This is a genomic window from Streptomyces olivaceoviridis, from assembly GCF_014650115.1.
GTDB lineage: Bacteria > Actinomycetota > Actinomycetes > Streptomycetales > Streptomycetaceae > Streptomyces > Streptomyces olivaceoviridis.
Map to the genome: position 1 here is coordinate 22,897 of NZ_BMUI01000041.1, position 15,918 is coordinate 38,814.

12 protein-coding genes and 1 tRNA gene are annotated in these 15,918 nt (G+C 71.6%); 7 read left to right on the plus strand and 6 right to left on the minus strand.

Annotation, left to right across the window (positions count from 1 at the left end; translation table 11 throughout):
• Window positions 1-53 precede the first annotated feature (53 nt).
• Window positions 54-1,076 (minus strand): helix-turn-helix domain-containing protein, encoded by a 1,023-nt coding sequence (locus tag IE273_RS39215; protein ID WP_189819902.1) that lies wholly within the window; start codon window positions 1,074-1,076, stop codon window positions 54-56.
• 707 nt (window positions 1,077-1,783) lie between these two features.
• On the opposite strand from IE273_RS39215, the gene IE273_RS39220 reads away from it, so the two are divergent.
• Entirely contained in the window at window positions 1,784-4,123 is a 2,340-nt protein-coding gene (locus IE273_RS39220) for a M4 family metallopeptidase (protein ID WP_189819933.1), read from the plus strand.
• Window positions 4,124-4,305: 182 nt separating this feature from the next.
• On the opposite strand, the gene IE273_RS39225 is transcribed toward IE273_RS39220, so the two are convergent.
• Window positions 4,306-5,493, minus strand: a complete 1,188-nt coding sequence (locus tag IE273_RS39225; RefSeq protein ID WP_189819903.1) for an MFS transporter — start codon at window positions 5,491-5,493, stop codon at window positions 4,306-4,308.
• An 88-nt stretch (window positions 5,494-5,581) separates the two neighbouring features.
• Between IE273_RS39225 and IE273_RS39230 the strand changes: the two genes are divergently transcribed.
• From IE273_RS39230 to IE273_RS39235, 3 genes are all read left to right on the plus strand, one after another.
• The gene (locus IE273_RS39230; RefSeq protein ID WP_189819904.1) at window positions 5,582-6,343 is read left to right on the plus strand and encodes a DeoR/GlpR family DNA-binding transcription regulator; all 762 of its coding nucleotides are present in this window, start codon (window positions 5,582-5,584) and stop codon (window positions 6,341-6,343) included.
• 232 nt (window positions 6,344-6,575) lie between these two features.
• Window positions 6,576-6,737, plus strand: coding sequence for an MmyB family transcriptional regulator (locus IE273_RS44845; RefSeq protein ID WP_268257539.1), 162 nt, complete (start codon window positions 6,576-6,578; stop codon window positions 6,735-6,737).
• Window positions 6,734-7,075, plus strand: a complete 342-nt coding sequence (locus tag IE273_RS39235; RefSeq protein ID WP_268257540.1) for an MmyB family transcriptional regulator — start codon at window positions 6,734-6,736, stop codon at window positions 7,073-7,075. The genes IE273_RS44845 and IE273_RS39235 overlap by 4 nt, the downstream gene beginning before the upstream one ends.
• Before the next feature lie 165 nt (window positions 7,076-7,240).
• Here the strand turns inward: IE273_RS39235 and IE273_RS39240 are convergent.
• Window positions 7,241-7,328: transfer RNA gene (locus IE273_RS39240), tRNA-Asp, on the minus strand.
• A 122-nt stretch (window positions 7,329-7,450) separates the two neighbouring features.
• Window positions 7,451-8,530, minus strand: a complete 1,080-nt coding sequence (locus IE273_RS39245; RefSeq protein ID WP_189819905.1) for a hypothetical protein — start codon at window positions 8,528-8,530, stop codon at window positions 7,451-7,453.
• A 539-nt stretch (window positions 8,531-9,069) separates the two neighbouring features.
• Between IE273_RS39245 and IE273_RS39250 the strand changes: the two genes are divergently transcribed.
• From IE273_RS39250 to IE273_RS39260, 3 genes are all read left to right on the plus strand, one after another.
• Window positions 9,070-9,843, plus strand: coding sequence for an SDR family NAD(P)-dependent oxidoreductase (locus IE273_RS39250; RefSeq protein ID WP_189819906.1), 774 nt, complete (start codon window positions 9,070-9,072; stop codon window positions 9,841-9,843).
• Window positions 9,844-10,126: 283 nt separating this feature from the next.
• Window positions 10,127-11,137 (plus strand): aldo/keto reductase, encoded by a 1,011-nt coding sequence (locus IE273_RS39255; protein WP_189819907.1) that lies wholly within the window; start codon window positions 10,127-10,129, stop codon window positions 11,135-11,137.
• Between the two features lie 60 nt (window positions 11,138-11,197).
• On the plus strand, window positions 11,198-11,617 hold the full coding sequence (locus IE273_RS39260; RefSeq protein WP_189819908.1) for an SRPBCC family protein: 420 nt from the start codon (window positions 11,198-11,200) through the stop codon (window positions 11,615-11,617).
• A 64-nt stretch (window positions 11,618-11,681) separates the two neighbouring features.
• Here IE273_RS39260 and IE273_RS39265 read toward each other — a convergent pair whose 3' ends face one another.
• Both IE273_RS39265 and IE273_RS39270 read right to left on the minus strand, forming a co-directional pair.
• A complete protein-coding gene (locus tag IE273_RS39265) occupies window positions 11,682-13,682 on the minus strand; it encodes an FHA domain-containing protein (RefSeq protein ID WP_189819909.1) in 2,001 nt (666 codons plus the stop codon).
• 56 nt (window positions 13,683-13,738) lie between these two features.
• Window positions 13,739-15,409, minus strand: a complete 1,671-nt coding sequence (locus IE273_RS39270) for a serine/threonine-protein kinase (protein ID WP_189819934.1) — start codon at window positions 15,407-15,409, stop codon at window positions 13,739-13,741.
• Window positions 15,410-15,918 lie beyond the last annotated feature (509 nt).

A 15,918-nucleotide genomic window follows, 5' to 3' on the forward strand; every position in this document is an offset into this window, starting at 1 on the left:
AGTTGCCGGGCGGAGCACGGCTCGGCTTCAGGGCCGGCCGGCCGCAGCCGCACCTATCCCTCGCCCGCGTTCGTGGGCCGCGTGAATGCCGGAGGCTCCTGCAACCACCCCCGGCGAGCGGCCTGGACCGCGGCCTGGAAGCGGGTGCTGGCGCCCAGTTCGGTCATCAGATGGCGGATGCGGCGCTGGGTGGTGCGCTGGCTCCAGCCCTGGGCGCGGGCGATCGCCGCGTCCGTGCAGCCTGCGGCGAGCAGCTTGACGAGGGCGAGGTGGTCGGGATGGCCGGAGGCGGCGGGCGGGGCCGTGGGCGGTGCGGGGGCCTGGAGGGGGGATCCACGGTCCCACTCCGCTTCGAAGAGTGCTTCCAACGCGGTCAGCATCGGTGAGCGGTGGACCAGGTACGCGGCGAGGTGTCCGCCCGGGGCGAGGCTGAAGGGGAGGACCGCCTGCGCGTCGTCGACGATCAGGAGTTTGATCGGCAGTTGTGGTCGCACGCGGGCCTGTTCGCCGGTGCGTATGCTCGGCAGGATGTCGTCCCGGAGGCGGCCCGGCCAGGCGACCGCGCCCTGGTCGTAGAGCACGCGGTGGGTGACGCCGGAACGCTGTCTGCGGCGCTGGTCGTCCAGATTGCTGCCGGGGCGGTCCACGTAGGGCGGCCGGTCGAAGGTGCGGATCTGGCGGCGGGCGCCGGCGGTGATCCTGCGGACGGCGGCGCTGATGTCGTCACGGCCACGGAGCACTTCCACCGCGATGTCCGGGTCGGCGATCCGCAGGGCCTCGCGGTGTCTGTCGGTCAGTTGGCGCACCAACGCGCGAGCCGTGTCCAGCTGCCGTTCGCGTTCCTTGATCAGTTCCGTGACCGCGACATCGGGGGCGGTGGCGGTGAAGCGTGGGGGGCGGCCTGTCGATCTGGTCGCGAGACCCGATTTGACCAGGACGGACAGCAGCCGCCCCGCCGCGCTCGTACTCGTCCCGCAGGCGCTCGCCACCTCGGAGGCGGTGCTGTGGGGCAGACCGATCAGCGCCGTATAGACACGTTGTGCTTCATCGCCGAGTCCGACGACGTCAAGTTCCATTTCTCCTCCGGTCGTCCGGCCGTCGACCGCCGATGGGCGGGATGCGGCCACATCGGCAACCCTGCGCCCTCGTGTGTGCATTCCCGTCCTCGCCGCACGAAAAGGGGCGTTGTGCCGCCGTGACATGGGCCGGCGTCCTGGTCACATGTGTGCGCACCGGCGTCGGCCCTACGGCCCGACCGCCGTTGTGAACGGAGGCCGGTGCCGCGCGGCCGAGGGCTCGGCTGGTACGCGGCGCTGGTTTCGGCCTGCCGACAAGAGCGGGAGGAGGACTTCCGCGATCCCGGCGCCCCTGTGGCGCGGCGGCTCGATCAGAGCGGTGTACACCATCTCGGTTTCCGGCGACGTCATCTTCTGTTTCCGCTCCGCCAATTGCTGGCCGATGGCTGCCACCTGGCGCTAACCGGCCACCTCGACACCCTAGCGCCGGTTCCGCATGCGTTGGCATCTTCACTCCGGTGAGGCGGAGTTGACCGTCAGGTGGCTCGATGCGCGTCCCCTGGAACGTGCAGTCGCGAGTGTGGCGCGCCGGTGCGTCACGTGTCTGACGTCCCGCCACCGAGGCCGTGGTCTCCGGCCTCCTCGTAACAGCGGCCGTCCGCACCGACAGACGGCCGAACGGAAGGACTCTTGGGTTGAATCACTCCCGTAACCGGGCCGCGTCCCCACAGGGTGCGCGCGGGCCCCGACGGCGCCTGGCCGCGACCGTGGCGATCACGGCCGCGGCACTCGCGTTCTCCGCGCTGCCCGGCTCGGCCGGCGCCGCCCCCCTGTCCCACGCCCCCGACGGCGCCCGCACCACGGGAGCGCTCCGGCAGATCAAGGCGGCACCCAGGCCGGGGTCCGGGACCGTCCACCTGTCGCCCGGTCAGCGCCGGCGGCTCCTCGACCAGGCGGCCGACGCGGCGGCGGGCACCGCCCGTGCGCTGCGTCTCGGCCCTGAGGAGAAACTGATCCCGAAGGACGTGGTCCAGGACGCCGACGGCACGGTCCACACCCGCTACGAGCGCACCTATTCCGGGCTGCCCGTCATCGGCGGCGACCTGATCGTCCATGAGCGGCACGGAGGAGCCCGCACCGTCACCTACGCCTCCGAGAAGAAGCTGACCCTGCCGACGACCGCGGCCAAGGTGCCGGCCGCCACGGCGAAGAAGGCGGCCCTGGGCAAGGCCATGGCGAAGGGCACCCGCAAGACGGCCACGCACTCGGCTCCCCGCAAGGTCGTCTGGATGCTGGGTGACCAGCCGAGACTGGCTTGGGAGACGGTCGTCACCGGCGTGCAGCAGGACGGCTCCCCCAGCGAACGCCACGTCGTGACGGACGCCGCGAGCGAGGCCGTCCTGGAGAACGCCGAACACGTGGAGTCCGCCCAGGGCAACAGCCTCTACAGCGGGCAGGTCACGATCGGCTCCACCCGCCAGGACGACGGCACGTACGCCCTGATCGACCCCCAGCGCGGTGGCCACCGGACGCTCGACTCAAGTGTCACATCCAACGGTGTCCTGTTCACCAACGATGTCGACGTGTGGGGCGACGGTACGGCGGCGAACCCCCAGACCGCGGCGGTGGACGCCGCGTACGGCGCACGGACGACGTGGGACTTCTACCTCGACCGCTTCGGCCGCAACGGCATAGCCGACGACGGCCGCGGCAGCACCTCCCGGGTCCACTACGAACAGCAGCCCGGGGTCCCCCTCGCCAACGCCAACTGGCAGGACGGCTGCTTCTGCATGAGCTACGGCGACGGCGCGGACGGGCACCACCCGGTGACGTCCCTGGACATAGCCGCGCACGAGATGACGCACGGAGTCACCTCCTCCACGGCCGCACTGGGCGACTACGGCGAATCACCGGCCCTCAACGAGGCGATCAGCGACATGATGGCCGCCGCCGTGGAGTTCTACGCCGACAACCCGAACGACGTGCCCGACTACACGATGGCCGAGCTGGACGATCTGCACGGTGACGGCAAGCCCATCCGGTACATGGACCTGCCCTCCAAGGCCGGCATCAGCTCCGTCGGGTACGCGCCCCTGGACTACTGGACGCCTCAGGCGAAGTCGGACGAACCACATATGGCGGCCGGGGTGGGTGACCACTTCTTCTACCTGCTCGCCGAGGGCAGCGGGCAGAAGACCATCAACGGCGTGGCCTACGACAGCCCCACCTATGACGGGCTGCCGGTGGCGGGCATCGGGCTGACCGACGCCGCCGACGTGGTGTACCGCGCGCTCACCGTCTACATGACCAGCACCACCGACTACGCCGGCGCCCGGACCGCGACGCTCCAGGCCGCCGCCGACCTCTACGGTTCGGGCAGCGCCGCCTACGAGGCCGTCGCCAACGCCTGGGCGGCCGTCAACGTGGGGACGGGCTTCGTCCACCACATCGCCGTGGAGCCGCCGCCGACCGAGCCGGTGGCGGTCGGTCAGCCTGTCCGCCGCCAGATCACGGCATCCAGCAGCCGTCCCGGCGCGCTGAGCTACTCCGCCAAGTCGCTGCCCCGGGGCCTGTCGATCGACCACGCCACCGGTCTCATCACCGGTACGCCCGACAAGGCCGGCGACTACAGCTCGGCCATCGTCATCACGGACGCGACCGGGGACACCCGGGACCTCTCGTTCACCTGGACCGCTCTCGAATCCGGCGGACACTTCTTCGTCAACCCCACCACCTACGTGATCCCCAAGTGGGGCACCGTCGAGTCCCCGTTGGTCGTCCGGGGGAAGCCGGGCAGCGCACCGAGTGACCTCAAGGTCACGGTCGATCTCGACCACGGGTTCAGCAACGCCATGGTGATCGACCTGATCGGCCCCGACGGCACCGTCATCCACGTGAAGACCTGGGGACCCTGGGTGCTCACGCCCGAGCTGCACGAGACCTACACGGTCGACGCCTCGGCGCTCCCCACCGTCGGCACCTGGAAGCTGCGCGTGACCGACGGCACCCCGGGCTTCTACAACCTGGACCCGGGTCATCTCCAGCGCTGGAGCCTGGACTTCTCGGGCACCGGCCCCGCGGCCACGGCCGGCTCGCCCGCCCGGTAGCGCGCGGAGTGGCCACCGCTCGGCGGCCAGGGGTCGCTCCCCTGGAAGTCCCGCGGTGGCCGCGAGCGTTGCATGACCCGGCCGGTGCTCGCGCTCACCCACGCTCTTCTGGTGGGGAAGGCGACCGTGCGGCAGCGGGGGAAGCCTGCGCGGCGCGTTGTCAGGCCGCGCCGCGCAGGCGGTCAGGGCGTCAGCTCGACCACGCGCGACCGCTCCGGCGAGGGACGCAGGACGCCGGCCGCCGCGGCAGCCGTCGCGCAGAACAGGGCGAGGAGCAGGAAGGTGTGGTTGAGGGCCATGAGATGGGTCATCCAGCCGATGATCGCGGGGCCCGCGAGCATGCCGAGGTAGCCGAGTCCGGCGACCCGGGACACGTTGGTGCCCGCCGCCGTGGGGTCGGCGTGTCCCGCGGCGCTGAAGAGTTGTGGGATACAGCCGGACAGGCCCAGGCCGAACAGCGCCCAGCCGGTCAGTGCCGCCCAGACCCAGGGTGAGAGGGCCACGACCGTGATGCCGACGGCGGCCAGGGCCGAGCCGTACCGCAGGACGGCGACCGGTCCGAACCGCGCGGATGTCCGGTCCGCCAGGAGCCTGCCGATGGTCATCGTCGCCGCGAACGTCCCGTAGGCGAAGGCGGCGGTGCTCTCCGGCGCGCCCAGAACGGTCTTGAGATGCAGGACGCTCCAGTCGTTGGCGGCCCCCTCGCACAGCATGATCAGCAGGGCCAGAACGGCCAGGAGCCAGATCCGGGTGGGAACGGAGCGGCTCCCCGCCCCGGGCTCCCCCTCCGTAGCGGTCACGGGGGCGGACGGCTCGGCGGGCAGGAGACCACGAGCCGATACCAGGGCGGTGACGACGCCGACGCCTGCTGCGGCGCCCAGCGTCGTGGTCGTGCCCCATCCGATGTCGATGGCCACGGCGCCGGCGAGCGCGGCCAGGACGCCGCCGACGGAGAACGTGGCATGGAAGGCCGACATGACGGGCCGTTCGTACGCCTTCTCCACCTGCACGGCGTGCGCGTTCATGCTCACGTCGAGGGTGCCGTTGCCGAAACCGAAGACCAGCAGGGCCGCTGCGAGGGCCCACGGCTCCTGGGCGAGACCGGGCAGCACCAGGGTCACGCTGCACAGCACTCCGGCCGCCGGAACGACGGTGCGCGTGCCGAGCCGGTCGGACAGACGCCCGCCGACCTGCATGCCGGCGAAGGCCCCTGCCCCCAGCAACACGAGGAACCCGCCCAGGGCCGCGTGACTGATGCCCACGCGTTCCTCGACGGCCGGGATCTGCACCACCCACATGCCCAGCAACGTGCCGTTGAGGACGAAGTAGACAAACGTCACAACGCGAGAGACGCGCAGCGCTCTTTTCATATCTCCACCCTAACGAACGCGATGGCCGTTTGTAACCCGACCATTCGAACGTCTCACATGTTCGAAAGGAGTGGTGTTGAATCACGGTATGAGCACCGTGGAACGTCATCGACTGATCGCCCAGGCCGTCCAGGAGGCAGGAACGGCCACAGTCGCCGAACTGGCCGACCTGACGGGTGCCTCGGAAATGACCGTCCGCCGCGATCTGGACCACTTGGCCGCGCAAGGCGTCCTCGAACGGTTCCGCGGCGGGGCTCGCACCCTCCTCCTGCGAGGGGACGAACCCCCCTTCGCGCTGCGCACCCATGAAGCCGTCGACGCCAAACGCCGGATCGCGGCAGAGGTGGCCTCGCTCATCACCGACGGGGAGACCGTCCTGCTGGACAGCGGCACGACCTGTCTGGAAGTCGCGCGCCTGCTGCGCGGACGGCAGATCACCGTGATGCCCCTGTCACTGCAAGCGATCGACATCCTCGGGGACGCCCCCGAACCGACTGCGCTCCTCGTGCCCGGGGGCCGGCCCCGCGCCGGCGAAGGAGCCCTCATCGGGCCCCTCACCCTCGCCTCCCTGTCGGCGTTGCGGTTCGACACCGCCGTCCTGGGCTGCTGCGGCCTGACCGCCGGCGACGGCATGACCGCCTACGACCTCGACGAAGCAGCGGTGAAGAAGGCGGTCATCACATCGGCGCGGCGCGTCATCGCCGCCGCCGACGGCAGCAAACTCGGGCGCACCGCACACGCCTACGTCGGGCCCTCCACCTTGGTCGACGTCCTCGTCACCGACACCACCGCGCCCGCCGACGAGACCACCGCACTGGAGAACAACGGCATCACCCTCAAGATCGTCTGAATCCGCCGGCCGTCACGTCCCCGCCCAGGGCAGACACGCGCTGGGCGTGCCAACCGGGTGGTCAGGAGCGGACGTTCGCCCGGACCGCCTCTTCGATGGGTGTCCGTACCTGGTCGGCGCGTCCTTGCCGGCTCCGGTGTCCTGGCGCAGGCACCAGCCGCGAGACAGGCCGTGGGCAGCCGGACGCGTCCCGTGTACGGGCACCAGCGGGCGGTGAAGCGACCTGTTCACCATGACCCAGCAGCCGCCGAACTTCGCCCGGTACGTGTTCCTCGACCCGCGTGCCGAGGATTTCCACGCCGACCTCGACGAGGCGAAGAACCTGCTGGTCGCGGCGCTCCGCACGACCGCCGGACGCGACCCGCCGGACGCGACCCGCTGGACCGGAAGGTGACCGGGCTCATCGGCGAACTCTCCGCGCGCAGCACCGATTTCAGCGCCCGCTGGGTCAAGCACGACGTGCGCCGCCATGCTCGCGGACGCAAGGTCGTCCACCACCCGGTCGTCGGAACGATGGACCTCGCGTACGACGACTTCGCGCTGCCAGGCGACCCGGACGTCTCCATCACCACCTACACCGCAGATCCCGGTACGCCCAGCGCTGACGCCCTCACCCTGCCGGCGACCTGGGCCGATACGCAGAAGCAGCCGCGGACGGCCAACGGCGCCCACGGGCCTTCGACCACGAGCACGGTCGGCGCGTCTGAGCGCCGTGACGGCGAAGACCGATAGAGCCGGCCCATCCCTGCCGGCCCCGCACATGTCCCGCCGGGATTCCGTCCATTCGGATCACGTGCCGTCCGGTCGACCTGACGGCCGGCCGGGCCCCGGTCCCTTCGCGGGATCGGGCACCCGGGCTCGACGGCGCCTGCCGCCGGGAGGCGACGGGGAAGTGAGCGGAGAGGGCAGGATTCGAACCTGCGTGGGCCAAAGACCCGACCGGGTGGATACCCGGACCCCGATAGGCCGCTACGGGGACCTCTCCTTCAAGTGCTCCGGCGGTTGAGCCGCCGTCGCTCTGTCGTTGAAAATACTGCCAGACGCCTCTGACGCTGACCTGACATTCCTCTGACGCCTAGCGGGCCGCGCCGCGTCCGCGATCGTGTGTCAGGCGCCGTCCGTCAGCGCCCAGACGTGGACGGACCGCCGGTCCTCGGAGACCGTGTACCAGGCGCCGTCGCCGGCCGCCCCGACGGGACCCGCGACCGGGTGGGGATAGGTGATCCCTCCACGCAGGGTCATACCGGCCGTGTCCACCAGCCAGTGGCGGGCCGGACCGTGGCCCCCGTCGCTGCCGGAGGTCCCGGCGACGATGGTGTCCTCGTCCGCGAAGGCCGCCTCGAAGTCCCAGTACACCCGCCCGCCGCCCGGGAGCCTCGCCACGGCGCCCTCCGCGTCCAGGTCGCGCGACCTCGCGCCGTCCTCCACCGCGTGCAGGTACAGGGCGTCCTGCTGCACGTCGGTGGTCAGCAGACGCCGACCCGACGGGCTCACGTCCAGCAGCACCGTCTCGTCGCCGATCGTGCGGACGGACAGGCCCCGGCCGTCCCACCGCCCCCACAGCGCCGGGGAGCCCTCCTCGCCCTCGCCGATGCTCAGGCCCATCTGCGCGGGGTCGGGGTGCGAAGTGTGGAACGAGCCCGAGGCCACCGTCCCGGTGCTCACCCGTCCCATGACCCGGCCGTCGGCGGCGTCCAGGACGAGCCACAGCTCGTCCGGCTCCTCGTCCGCCGCCACATCGCCGTCCCCGGCGAGCGGGCCGCGCACGTGCGCCCAGACCAGCTTGCCGTCGGCGGAGAACGCCGCCGAGCCGCTGTCGGCGCAGCCGTGCTCCTCGTCGTCGGCGTACTCGACGAACGCGCCGTGCGTCACCGGGCACTCACCGGCCCAGCAGCCGTGGCGCACCTCCCACACGACGGCCCCGGTCGCGGCCACGCAGCGCACCGCGTGCACTCCCGCGAACACGGCCGTGCCGTCGTCCGGGGAGACCGTCACGGTGCCGAAACCGCGCGGCCAGGGGACGGGAAAGCGCACCGTGGCACCCGAGTCCGGGTCGAGCGCGACGAGTTCGGCGTCGCCGCGCTGCACGAGCAGCCTGCGGCCGGTCCGGTGCGGGAGCGCGGGCGCGTCCGCGGACCCCGGGTCAAGGGGCGCGTCGATGGTGGAGACGAGACGGACAGCGGTCACGGAGCCTTCCGGCGTGCGGGACAGGATGTGAACGGGTCCACCTTACGGGGACACGGACACAGGCCGGCTGGGCATGCGGGACGCGTCATGGGTGTGCGTCCGCGCACCGGCGGGTCGCCGGCCTCGTCCCGGCCCCATCCGGTGCGCGCCCCGGTGGGCGTGGTGCGCGAGACCCCCCGCTCCGGCCGCGTCGGTACGGCGGACCACCTGCCCGGAGGTGTCGTGGAAGCGAGGCCGCACTCAGGCCATGACCGGGGTGGGCCTCGCTGAGGTGCGGGTTCCGTCGCCTTGCCGAAGAATCGTCTACGTCTGGGTTCCTCCTGGAGAGCCCTGCGTCCGCGGGCGCTGCGCGGGTGTGGCAGGACGCGGCCCGCTGCTGAGGCGATGGCGTCATTCCCGTTTCCCTCACCGCGGGCGGGTTCCATGCGCTGGGGACCGGCCAGGCGCCTGGGGTCCGGGCGGATGCCGGGGTGTCACAGGCTCGATCGGACGCGGCCCGCTGCTGAGCGGGCCGCACTTCTGGAGAGGTGTACCGCCCGATGCAGATCGATCTGAGCGGACGTACGGCGCTGGTCACCGGGTCGACGGCGGGAATCGGGGAGGCGACCGCGCGGGCGCTGGCCGCCGCCGGGGCCGATGTCGTGGTCAACGGCCGTCATGCCGACCGTGTCGCCGAGACGGCGGAGCGGATCGGGGGACGTGGCGTCACGGCCGACGTCGGGACGGCCGAGGGGACGGCCGTCCTGATCCGGCACCTGCCCGAGGTCGACATCCTGGTCAACAACACCGGCGTCTTCGAGACCAGGCCCGTGTTCGAGATCCCCGACGCGGACTGGCTGCGGCTCTACGAGGTCAACGTGCTCTCCGGGGTGCGCCTGGCGCGCCACTACGTACCGCGGATGGTCGGGCGCGGGTGGGGCCGTGTGATCTTCGTCAGCAGTGAGGCGGGCGTGCAGACGCCGACGGACATGGTCCACTACGGGACGACCAAGACGGCGCAGCTGGCCGTGTCCCGTGGCATGGCCCAGGAGGTCGCCGGCACCGGGGTGACGGTGAACTGTGTGCTGCCCGGGCCCACGATGAGCGACGGCGTGCTGGCCATGTTCGACGAGCTGTATCCCGGCCTCGACCCGGTTGAGCAGGAGCGGCGCTACCTGGCCGAGAACCGTGCCGCCGCGTCCCTGCTCAGACGCCTGATCCGTCCCCATGAGGTGGCCAGCATGATCACTTACGTGGCGTCGGAGCACGCCTCGGCGACCACGGGCAGGGCGCTCGGCGCCGACGGCGGCCTCGTTCCCACGATCGTCCCTTGAGGCGGCGGTGGCTCACGGTGGCCGTCGTCTCTGCCCCGCCTGCCTTCTCGGCGCGACGGCGACCCCACTTGCATTACCCCGCGCCTGCAATTATCTTCGTAAACAACAAAGCGCGCCTGCAAATGTTCGTGTCGCGCGTCCGGCCCCGCCCTCCGCGGGTGCGGCCGTACAGCGAGTGTCACGACCGCGCGGACAGCCCGCCGGGGCATCCGCCCGGCGACGCCTCACCCCGACCGCGCCAGGGATGCCCCGGCGCGAACATACCGATCGAAAAGGCACCACCATGTCCCTCAAGAACATCCTTCCCGGCCGACTCGGCTTCGGCACCGCCCCGCTGGGCAACATGTTCCGCGCGATCCCCGACGAGGAGGCCCGCGCCACCGTCGAGGCCGCCTGGGAGCAGGGCATCCGCTACTACGACACCGCTCCCTTCTACGGGGCGGGCCTGGCCGAGGAGCGCCTGGGCCAGGTCATCTCCGCCAAGCCGCGCGACGCCTACGTGCTGTCGACCAAGGTGGGCCGGGTCATCCTGGACGAGCCGGAGACCGATGTCCCCGACTTCGGCGAGAAGGGCGGTCTGTTCGAGCACGGCAACCCCAACAAGATCGTTCACGAGTGGACCGCCGAGGCCACCGAGCGCTCCATCGAGGGCAGCCTCAAGCGCCTGGGTGTCGACCGGCTCGACATCGTCTGGGTCCACGACATCGCCCAGGACTTCCACGGTGACGCCTGGTTGCAGAAGTTCGAGGAGGCCCGCACCGGAGCCTTCCGTGTCCTGTCCCGACTGCGCGACGAGGGCGTCATCAAGGCCTGGGGCCTGGGTGTCAACAAGACCGAGCCCATCGAGCTGACCCTGGCCCTGGACGAGCCCCGTCCCGACGGCTTCCTCCTCGCCGGCCGCTACACCCTCCTCGACCACGAACACGCCTTGCAGCGGCTGCTGCCCATGGCCCTGGAACAGGACGTCGACATGGTCGTCGGCGGCCCCTACAGCTCCGGCATCCTCGCCGGCGGCAGCCACTTCGAGTACCAGCAGGCCCCGCCGGAGATCATCGAGCGCGTCGGCAGGCTCAAGGCCCTCGCCGGCGAGCACGGCATCAGCATCAAGGCCGCCGCCCTCCAGTTCTCCCTCGCCCACCCCGTGGCCGCCGCCGTCATCCCCGGCGCCACCCGGCCCAGCCGCATCGCCGAGGACCTCGCCGCCCTGAACGAGGACATCCCGGCCGCGTTCTGGCACGACCTGCGCGCGAGCGGTCTGGTCAGCCCGGCCGCCCCGCTGCCCGCCGGCGCCTGACCCCACACCCCACACACCCCCCACGCCTTTCCCCCCACACCTGGATCCAGGAGAACGACCATGGCCTCCACTTCCGTCAGCCGTATCGTGCCCGCCTCGCCCGACAAGGTCTGGAGCCTCATCGGCGGCTTCGACGCCCTGCCCGACTGGCTCCCCTACATCCCCGAGAGCACCGCACTCGAAGGCGGCCGGGTGCGCCGGCTGAAGAACCCCGAGGGCGAGGTCATCATCGAGCGCCTCGTCGACTTCAACGAGGCCGAGCGCCACTACAGCTACGCCATCCTCCAGGCCCCGTTCCCCGTCGACGGCTACGTGTCCACCCTTCGGGTCCATGCCATCCCCGGCGAGGAGAACGCCGCCGAGGTCCAGTGGTCCGGCCGCTTCAACCCGCACGGCGCCACCGAGAACGAGGTCGTCGACCTGTTCGCCGGCATCTACCGCGACGGCCTCGACGCCCTCCACAAGACCCTCACCTCCTGACAGCGCGGCCGTCACGGCGCCGGGCACCGGAGTCGACCAGAAGGCCGGCCGGGGTGACGTGTCGTCAGGCCGGGTCGAACAGTCCCGAGGTGCGGGGGTCAGGGAGCGGGTCGGCCGCCGCGGGCGCGGCGGGGACAGCGGGCGCGGCGGGGACGAAGACGGGGGCGTCATTCTGGTAGAAGATGTCGATGTCCGCTTCCTCGCCGCCGACGATCAGCGTGTCCCACGCGCCGCTCTCCTGAAGGGTCCGCAGCGTCGCCGGGGCGAGCGCGGAGAGGTGGGCGCGCAGTTCCTCGTCGTCGGGCAGGCCCGGAAGGCGAGTGGCGAGGCGGTCGCGGATCGCCCGCATGCGGTCCAGGAGGATCTCGATGTCCGGCTCCACGGAACCCGAGGGCACCGGGCCGGCGGCAACTCCCGGCGCGGGGGCGGCGGGTGCGGCTGCCGCCGGTCCCGCCGTACGCTCCATGCTGCTGTCGATGATGTCCTTGATCGCGCGGGTCACGCCCCGCTCGTCCGTCGTGACCATCGCGTTCCACGCGCGGCTCTTGTGGCGGTACTGCAACATCGACATCGCCGCCTCGTGCCGGATGAAGTCCGCGTCGCGCAGCGGCCGGCCCCGCCAGACGCGGCTGAGGGAGCGGGCGAGCGAAATGGCCGAGGCCAGACCGCTGTTGAGGCCGCGGCCGGGCCAGAAGTGGATCGCGTTGGCCGCGTCGCCCAGGAGGAACCCGTACGTCCCCGGGCGGTCGGCGGTCGGACGGGCGAGCTGCGCGGTGAACCGCGGGCGCTGCACCATGTCCAGCCGGAACGACGTGATCGCGCTGAGGTCCTCCTCGGCGACGCCGAACAGCCGCAGTCCTTCGAGGATCCGCTTCCACAGCGGCGAACCGCGCAGCAGCGCGGGCAGGAACAGGGTTCCGTGCGTCGGGCAGACGAACTCGTTGTCCTCGTGGCGGCTCATGACGCAGGGCCGGGCCGCGATGCACTCCTCGAAGACCTGCCGCACCGGGTCGATGCCGATGACGTTGCGCGCCTCCTCGCGGGTGAGCCGCATGTTCAGGAAGCCCTCGCCGCGCAGCGAGTTGAGCAGGAACCGGTTCTGCGCCACCGTCAGCAGCACGCTCATGGGGTCCGAGAGCCGGGACTTGACCCGCAGCCCGAGCACCACGTCCTGGATGTGCTCCCCGTCGAGGGAGTAGATGGAGGCGTCGGCCGTGCCGAAGCGGTCCGCGTAGTGCTCGCGGGTGCGGGAGCGACCGCCTTCGCAGATGACCAGCACGTGGTCGCGGGCGATCAGTTGCTCCTGCTCGGCCGGGTCGAACCGCTTGGGCACCAGCCGGATCGCGGACTTGCGGTTGGCCAGCTCCAGCAGCCGGTCCTCGATGTAGGCGATGCGGATGTTGCGGGGCGGCTGTCCGTCCACCGAGTCGGGTCCGAGCGGCCACATCTCGGAGAACTGACCGTCCGCGAACAGCGCCGACCGCATCTCCTGCGTCAGCGCCAGGTACTGCCGGCTCTGGACGGTGACGACCTGCTGGCGGCGGACGTTGCCCTGGGTCTCGTCCTTCCAGACCACGGAGGTGCCGCTGCGCACCCAGCGGCCGTCGTAGACGGTCACCGCGACCCGGCCCGGCAGCGCCTCCTCCAGCAGCAGCGCGAAGGCGAGGCCCACCGGGCCGCCACCGGTCACGGTGACCCGGAGCACCCCCGGGTCCACGGTCGCGTCGGCGCGGGGCAGGGCGAGCTGGGAGAGGTCCATGACCGTCTCCACGGCCTCCTGCGTCTCGAACAGGAATGACTCGTCGCCGATGCGTATGGTGTCGCCGGGCGTCAGCTCGTGCCGGGTGACGCGCTGTTCGTTGACGTACGTGCCGTTGCGGCTGCCGCGGTCGTGGAGGACGTACGCGCCGTTCTCCGTGACGATCTCGGCGTGGAGCCGGGAGGCGCTGACGCTGACGATGACGACGTCGTTGTCACTCTTGCGTCCGAACGTCAGCGGAGCCTCGCCGAGGACCACGCTCTGACCGGTGAACGGACCGGTGCGTCCCACGATGACCGACAGCACAGAAACTCCCTTGAGGAAAGCCAGATTGGTTCAAGTATGAACGATGTGTTGCCGCCTCACTGGCCGCCGGGACGGCAGGTGATCGAAAAGGCGACCGCGTTGGACTTGGCCTCGAACGGCGACTTGATCTCCACCGCCAGCGCGCTTCTGAGCGTCCCCTCCTGCGCGTACGTCGACAGGCGTACGGTTTCCTTCTTGCTGGCGGGATCGCCTTCCCGGAACGACAGGGTGCGCCACTGCCGGTCCACCACGGAGCCGTTCTGCGAGACCCAGCGGTAGGAGAACTGCACCGGAGCCCGGTCGGTCGTGAACGTCGCCGTGAACCACGGCGCTTGTCCCTCGCCCGGCGGGCAGCTCCCGTCGTACGTCGTGGCACCGCCGGTCACGGTCACCGACACGGGTCGCGAGGCGCTTGCGCCGGTCCCCGCTCCGCCGTCCTTGTCCTTGTCGTCCGCCCGCGTCACGAGCGCGTAGGCCAGACCTCCGCCGAGCAGGACCAGCACGGCCGCCGCCGCCCCGATCAGGTATGCGGTACGGCGGCTGCGGCGCGCCGGAGCGGGCGCGGGACCCGTGCCGTGCCCGAAGGCGGGGCCGGGCTCGGTGATCACGGGCCCGAACCCCGCTCCGCTCGCAGGAGGCCCGAACGTTCCCAACGGCGCGGGCGCGGCCTGAGGCACCGGCGCGGTCGCATCCGCGTCGACCGCGGTCGGTGCGGTCTCCGTGGACACGACCGCGGCCGTGGGCACCTCCTCCGCGGCGGTGGCCGCCGCGGTCACGGCCGCGCTGATGCCACCCGTGGCGGAGGTGGTGACCACGGCAGCGGCGGCAGCGGTCGTGGCGGCGGTGGCATCGGTGGAGGTCTCGGTCTCCGGGGAGACCGCCGCGTCACCGGCCGCCAGGCGCAGTCGACGCCCGGCCTCGTCGGCCGTCATCCGCTCCTCGGGGTCCTTGAGCAACAGTCCCTCGATGACCGGCGCGAGCGGCCCGGCCCGGTGCGCCGGCGGCAGGTCGTCGTCCACGATGGCGCGCAGTGTCGCCAGGGCCGTCGTCCTGCGGAACGGCGAACGGCCCTGCACGGCCGTGTAGAGGAGCGCGCCCAGCGACCAGAGGTCGGACGCGGTGCCCGGCGTCCGGCCCAACGCGCGCTCGGGCGCCAGGTATTCGGGGGATCCGACGACCTCGCCGGTCATCGTCAGCGCCGTGTCGCCCTCAACGGTGGCTATCCCGAAGTCGGTCAGTACGACGCGGCCCTCGTCGGCGAGCAGGACGTTGGCGGGCTTCACGTCGCGGTGCAGCACCCCGGCGGCGTGCGCCGCGCGCAGTGCCGCGAGCACCTCGGTCCCGATGCGCGCGACTTCCTTCGGCGGCAGGGCGCCCTCCGCGCCGATCACGTCGGCGAGGGACCGGCCGCGGACGAGTTCCATGACGATCCACGGACGGTCGTCGAAGGTGACGACGTCGTGAACGGTGACGACGGCACGGGCGTTGACCCTCGCCGCGGCCCACGCCTCCCGCTCCAGTCGGACGTGCATGCGCTTGCTGCGCTCCGCGGGCAGGTCCAGGGAGAAACGGACCTCCTTGACCGCCACCTCGCGGTGCAGGACCTCGTCATGGGCGCGCCACACGGTGCCCATGCCGCCCTCGCCGAGCACGGACAGCAGCCTGTACCGGCCGGCGACCAGCCGTTCGCCACCGGCGTCCGAAGAGGCCGCGTCCTGGTTGTGCATGAGGGTCATCTCCCATTCTCCGCCACATGCCGGGGACAGTATGATGAATACGTCGACGATCACTAAACGCGCAGGCCGGCAGCCGGGCGCGAGATCCGCGCGGCGCACAGAACAGGCGGCTCCCGGGCGAACCCTCCGACAGGACCGCGAGCGGGTGCAGGCCCGCCGTCTCGACCGTCTTCCGCAGAGTGCGGTGCCGCCGATTGCCGCCTCTCACCGTGCCCTTGACCGCCGCCAGTACCGCCCCCGGCCGCGGGTCACCCACCTCGGCGCGCTCCGCACCGCACGCGCAGGAAGTACCCGCCGTCGGGCAGCCGGGGCATCCTCCGCACGGTCCCACCGCCCGTGCCGCGCCGCCCGGACCCCGGAGACGAGCAGGGGGTAGCGGCCGAGGCCGGTCATGCGGGGCATATCCCTCGCGACCGCCCCGACTCCGAGCGCGACCTGGGCTTACCCCGCGTAACATCCGGTGCGGTGATCACGCTGTTGGTAAGTGACAGGTCCGTTCG